Below are 5,860 nucleotides of genomic sequence, written 5' to 3'. Positions count from 1 at the left end.
TCCGTGAAAGATGATACTCATAAAGTGACGATAACCACTGCAGCTGAAGAAAATACCGAAACGCTTGAAACTCAACTCGAGCAAATGGTGCTGGCGGCGTCCACTGCAGCTGTCAAAAGGGATATTGATGTCCATGTGAAAAAAGCGACTATTGCCCAATGGGAAAAGTCGGTTGAAGAAGATGTTCCGGTCGGGAAGAAAGTTGAAAACTACACCTCACTTTCTAATGAAGAAAACGTAGAAACCGACGGAGATGCCATAATGGATGTAGACAAGGATATTAAAGCGTTGAAAACTGAAAAACATGAGTCTCGCGTCAAAAACAAAGTGATGGAACAAGAAATGAAAGTGAAATTTGAACCGGCAGCAAATCCCGGCAAAGGGCAAGGGCAGATCACTAAGGACAAAGCTGAACAAAAGCCACTGGAGAAAGTTGTTGAACCGCCTGCAGCGGCTAAAGCAGAAAAAACTTTCCCGCCGGCCCAATCAGAAAAAGTGAAGCCGAAAGAAAATGCGGTAAAATCCAAGACAGCCGAAAAAATCCCTGTAAAGAAACCTGCATCAACCGAGGGGGCCGATCCAGCTGCAAAAGGGCAGCCGGGAAAAGCGCCGTCAGTTTTGAAGCAGGATCAACCAGCGGCAGAAAAACCAAAAACCGTTGAGAAAGCAAAGCCAAAGCAAAAAGCGGAGCCAAAGCAAAAAGCGAAGCCAAAGCAAAAAGCGAAGCCAAAGCAGAAAGCGAAGCCAAAGCAGAAGGCAAAAGCGGCTAATGCCAAACCGAAAAAACCGATCCAAGCGGAAGCGAGGCATTCACAGAATCAGCAGCGAAAACAGCATGTTAAAGACGCTAAAGGCGCGAAAACTGGCAAAAAGCAAGAGCAGAAGTGATTCTTCTGCTCTTTTTGAATGGAAGAAATATGATTTGCCCTTTCTTTTTGCCATTTCTTTTCATAGAATAGGGAGAGGATAATGTGGCCGAAAGGAAATGAACTCCATGAATAAAACGTTTCAAAAAATTAAAAGTCTAACTCCGGCCCAAGTGATCGTGTCTTATTACTTTGCAGCAATTGCAATTTCCTTTTTGCTGTTGAAACTGCCGAATGTCCACCTAGAGGGAGTACAGCTGTCATATATGGATACGATGTTTACAGCCATCAGCGCTGTCAGCGTCACTGGATTGACGGTGGTGAATATTTCCGAAACCTACTCGGTTTTTGGAATCGTGGTTCTCATGTTCATCTTGCAGCTGGGCGGAATCGGAATCATGTCTATCGGCACGTTCTTCTGGCTGCTGGTCGGCAAGCGCATCGGATTGCGCGAACGCCAATTGATTATGGTTGATCATAACCAATTCAGTATGTCAGGTGTTGTGAAGCTGATCCGGGAAATCATTAAAATTCTATTGATGATTGAATTGATCGGCGCTATTATTTTGACTTCGTATTTTACACAGTTTTATGACACTTTCAACGAAGCGCTGCTCCACGGGGTTTTCGCTTCGGTATCAGCGACGACAAACGGCGGATTCGATATCACTGGCAACTCGCTCACCCCCTACTTCAATGATTATTTCGTGCAGATCATCACCATGATTTTAATCATTCTAGGGGCAATCGGCTTTCCGGTATTAATCGAATTGAAAGAATTCCTGTCCAATAAAAACAAGAATTTCCGTTTTTCGCTGTTTACGAAAATTACAACAAGCACATTCGGCATTTTGCTGCTTGTCGGAAGCATCGGCAATCTGGCATTGGAATATTTCAATGCTTTTGCCGGCATGTCTTGGCACGAAAAGTTATTTGCATCCATCTTCCATTCAGTATCATCCCGCTCAGGCGGCTTGACGACAATGGATATTACTGCTTTTAGCGATGCGACGAACGTCTTTTTGAGCGCATTGATGTTTATTGGGGCTTCCCCAAGCTCTGTCGGCGGAGGCATCCGGACAACTACCTTGGCTATCGCTGTCTTGTTTTTGATCAATTTTGCGAGAGGCAAGAACAGCATCCAGATATTCAGAAGGGAAATTGAATTGATTGATGTTTTTCGGGCATTTGCGGTCATCATTTTGGCCGGATTCATGGTTCTTGTGGCCACAATGGCGTTGTTAATTTCAGAGCCTCATGCGACGGCAGTTGAAATCCTATTTGAAATCACATCCGCGTTCGGAACTTGCGGAATGTCGCTTGGCATAACGAGTGACTTGTCCGATTTCGGTAAAGTCATTGTTATGCTGTTAATGTTCATCGGGCGTGTCGGCCTGATTTCGTTCCTCTTCACCATCGGGGGCAAGACCGACCCGACGAAGTACCATTACCCGAAAGAACGTGTAATCATCGGCTAATAAAGGCAAAGGCTAAACAACCGTGCCTTTTTCCAAAAAAAAGAATATAATTGTTTTAAGAGGATCTTTAAATCGGAAATGAGTGGATAAATTATGAGCGAAGATGTGAAACAGTCTTTGAAGCTTTTTATCGTCTTGTCGCGGGCGCATAAAGCGATAACAGAACAGACCAACCAATTTTTTCAGGCACATGGTGTCAATCCGACTGAATTTGCGGTATTGGAGCTTCTATACCACAAAGGCCAGCAGCCGCTTCAAAAAATTGGCGGGAAGATTTTATTGGCAAGTGGCTCGATCACGTACGTTATTGATAAACTTGAAAAGCGCGGCTTTATCACGCGGGTGAATTGCCCCACAGACCGCCGCGTCACGTACGCTGCGATTTCACCGGAAGGCAAAGAATTCATGAGCGAGATTTTTCCTGAACATGAAAAGAATTTGCATGAATTGACCAATGCATTGACGAGCGAAGAAAAAGATCAGGCAATCGAGCTGATGAAGAAACTCGGCTTGTCGATCAAAGATCTTTCCTATTAATGGATTCAGGAAGAACCAATCAAAAAATGAAAAAATGCGCATTGGACTTTGTCCAGTGCGCATTTTTTATATACTTTATCAAGGGCGCTCGATTGTGCTGCCCATGTCGATGAAGTCTGCAGTTGCATTAACTTCTGTTGTGTCAAAAACGGTGAGGCGGACAATCAGGTTTTCTTTCTCATACACGACGCCAGTGACTTTTCCTTCAGCCGTAGGTATTTCATAAGCAACTGAGTTGAGGAATTTCGCACCTTGTGGAGCTGCGGCTTCTGTTATTTCAGCATCCGGGTTTGAAGCTGCTAACGCTTCCTTCATTGCGGCTTCTGCTTGTGCAAATTCAATGTCTTCTTTGTTGAAAGTTTCAATGCGCATGAATACCGCAGAATCTTCTTCCCATAGCAAAGTGTCTTTGCCAGGCTCTTCAGGAGTCAATTGGAAGCCAGGCAGCACATAAAGTTTATACTGCTGTTCGTCGCTCGTTGCCAGTTCGCCTTCAGTTTCAGCTTTCGAAGGTTCTTCTTCGGCTATTTCAGGCTCTTCTGCAGGCTCTTCTTCTGCAGGTTCTTCCTCCGCAGGCTCTTCTTCAGCTTCCGGTTCTTCAGTTTCTACAGGTGTTTCAGTAGTTTCTTCAACCGGATCCGTTTCTTCTGGAGTTTCTTCAGCCCCATTCGGCTCTTGTTCGGTTTCAGAACTTCCACATGCAGCCAATAGGCCGCCGACCGTCAATACCGCTGCTGCCAAAAATAAATTATTTTTTTTCATAATAATTCCTCCCTTTCCTATAGTTGACGTTTAATGCGCACAAGACGTTTCACTTATTGCAAAGGTTTTACCAAAAACAAGAGGATGACCATTACCAGGTGAGTGATGATCAATAGCGGCATACTGCGTTTCCATTCATAGAGAGCACCGAGAATCATGCCCGCTGCTGCAGCGGCTAACATGCCTGGAATAAATTCGCCGAGCCCCAGCGCAAGTCCGAAAAGCACAGAAGACGTTAAAATTGCGAAGGAAGCCGGCATATATTTCTTCAATTTTTGTTGGACATAGCCGCGCCAGAAGATTTCTTCTCCAGGAACGATGATGAACATTAGTAGAAGATAATGCCAGATGGATATGGGCGCAAAGTTCTCCAAGAAGTTTGAAATGGAATCCTCGATTGGAAACGGCAATAATTGCAGCACTCCATAGCTGCCCGCGATCAGACCGTAAATCAGCGTCCCATAGCCGAGCCCGAACAAAAGCGACTTCCATGTAGGCAATTCATCGAAAATTTTCGTGAACAGCAACGCATAAGACATGAGTAATAACAAAGCGAATGTATACATATACCAAAAAATTGCTGTATTTTGAAACGCGATGAAATAGAGCAGAAAAGCTGAAGGGATCAGCAGCAGTAAATGATGTTCTTTCATAAAATTCAACATAATATTTCCTCCTAGATAACAGCCGTTTTTCATGAGAGCTAACGGCGAAGCCAAAGATGTTCAACTTCAGATGATGCTGTATAATCGAAGTTATTAACATTTCTTTGAAAATAGCTAATGCCAAACCAGTGGGAGCACCCGCTGGATCTGAATGCCTTCTTCCATTTAGTAATTATAGCAGAAGCTGATTGGCGAATCGAAGATGAAAGGGGAAAGGGAAAATGACAGATTACACAGAATTGCTGGATCAATTGAAAAGCGGGGCATTGGAATCTTTGACAATCGAGAAAGAAGATTTCCTGGAATTCCGCCAAGTTTTAATAGCGCGTGAAGATTTCAAGCATTTCCGCGGCGTTGCACACCATCATGGCGTAACGATCTACAATTACACAGAAGAACCATCGAAATGACTTGACGCATACATAGGGGGAAATGAAAAGTGGAGAAATTAACGTTAATAAGGGAGCATTTAAACAGCCTGATTGTTGGCCGTGAAAAAGAAATTGATTTTATGCTTATCGCGCTGCTTCAAGAAGGGCACGTATTGCTTGAAAGCGTTCCGGGTTCAGGCAAGACATGGATGGCAAAAGCATTTGCCGGGTCTTTCCAAGGGGGATTTCAGCGCTTGCAGTTCACGCCGGATGTTTTGCCATCGGACGTGACGGGAATCCGCTTTTTCAACCCGCAGACACAAGAATTCGAATTGCGTCCAGGAGCAGTGTTGACGAACCTGCTGCTTGCAGACGAAATCAATCGCGCCACACCTAGGACACAATCCAGCCTGCTTGAAGCGATGGAAGAAAAACAGGCGACCATCGACGGGGAAACGCTGCAGCTGCCTGATCCGTTTATCGTCATCGCTACGCAAAATCCTGTGGAGTCGCAGCAAGGGACGTTCCCCCTTCCGGCAGCTCAATTGGACCGATTTTTATTCCGATTGGAAATCGGCTATCCGAGTTTCGAGGAAGAACTGAAAATCATCCGGGATTTCCGCGGAAATGCATCGCATAAAAAAGAAATCAGCGCAGTGGCATCCATCAGCGAAGTTCAGGCGTGGACACAAGCTGCCAAGAAGGTATCGATTCATGAAGACATCGAGCATTACATCATCAAGCTCGTCCAGGCAACAAGAGCGCATCCGTTGGTCGAGCTGGGCTTGAGTTCGCGCGCAGCGCTCGCGCTCGTCCATGCCGCGCAAGGGCGTGCGTTTATCGAAGGGCGCATATTTGTGACGCCGGACGATGTGAAATACGTATTGCAGCCTGTCGCTTTGCACCGCCTTCTCCTGACAGGTGAGGGGATGCTCATCGCCAAGCCTTCGGAAGTCCTGCAGGAAATCGCCGAATCCATCCCGATGCCTGTTGAGGCGCTTTAAGATGGGGTGGGTCCGCCATGAAGAAGGGACGAGGCAGCAAAGCATCATTTTAGGGGTGCTGGCCGTAGCCCTTTTTATGGCTTTTGTGTTTCTCCAGTATGAAGCAGCGGCAGTGCTGTCGTTCGGGACTGCCGTATTCGGCCTGCAATGGGCTTATATAAAACAGGCAGGAAAAAA

Annotated in this window: 7 protein-coding genes; 5 read left to right on the top strand and 2 right to left on the bottom strand. The window is 45.6% G+C overall.

Going from position 1 to position 5,860, the window contains the following annotated elements:
* The 3 genes from EGV91_RS17175 to EGV91_RS16785 form a co-directional block, all read left to right on the top strand.
* Positions 1-888: hypothetical protein (locus EGV91_RS17175; protein ID WP_206662878.1), on the top strand; the 888-nt coding region annotated here is incomplete at its 5' end.
* A gap of 106 nt (positions 889-994) precedes the next feature.
* On the top strand, positions 995-2,344 hold the full coding sequence (locus EGV91_RS16790; protein ID WP_135505765.1) for a TrkH family potassium uptake protein: 1,350 nt from the start codon (positions 995-997) through the stop codon (positions 2,342-2,344).
* Positions 2,345-2,437: 93 nt separating this feature from the next.
* Positions 2,438-2,881: a MarR family winged helix-turn-helix transcriptional regulator gene (locus EGV91_RS16785; RefSeq protein ID WP_175580334.1), complete on the top strand. Its 444-nt coding sequence runs from the start codon at positions 2,438-2,440 to the stop codon at positions 2,879-2,881.
* A 78-nt stretch (positions 2,882-2,959) separates the two neighbouring features.
* On the opposite strand, the gene EGV91_RS16780 is transcribed toward EGV91_RS16785, so the two are convergent.
* Together EGV91_RS16780 and EGV91_RS16775 are read right to left on the bottom strand one after the other, a co-directional pair.
* On the bottom strand, positions 2,960-3,643 hold the full coding sequence (locus tag EGV91_RS16780) for a hypothetical protein (RefSeq protein WP_135505761.1): 684 nt from the start codon (positions 3,641-3,643) through the stop codon (positions 2,960-2,962).
* 53 nt (positions 3,644-3,696) lie between these two features.
* Positions 3,697-4,308 carry a type II CAAX endopeptidase family protein gene (locus EGV91_RS16775; protein WP_135505759.1) on the bottom strand — a complete coding sequence of 204 codons (612 nt, stop codon included), beginning with the start codon at positions 4,306-4,308 and terminating at the stop codon, positions 3,697-3,699.
* A gap of 221 nt (positions 4,309-4,529) precedes the next feature.
* Between EGV91_RS16775 and EGV91_RS16770 the strand changes: the two genes are divergently transcribed.
* Together EGV91_RS16770 and EGV91_RS16765 are read left to right on the top strand one after the other, a co-directional pair.
* Positions 4,530-4,718, top strand: a complete 189-nt coding sequence (locus tag EGV91_RS16770) for a hypothetical protein (RefSeq protein ID WP_135505757.1) — start codon at positions 4,530-4,532, stop codon at positions 4,716-4,718.
* A 29-nt stretch (positions 4,719-4,747) separates the two neighbouring features.
* Complete coding sequence (locus tag EGV91_RS16765) at positions 4,748-5,683, top strand: AAA family ATPase (protein WP_135505755.1); 936 nt, start codon at positions 4,748-4,750, stop codon at positions 5,681-5,683.
* Positions 5,684-5,860 lie beyond the last annotated feature (177 nt).

Origin of the sequence: Planococcus koreensis, assembly GCF_004761975.1 — a bacterium.
GTDB lineage: Bacteria > Bacillota > Bacilli > Bacillales_A > Planococcaceae > Planococcus > Planococcus koreensis.
This window is presented reverse-complemented; position numbering and strand designations above follow the sequence as displayed.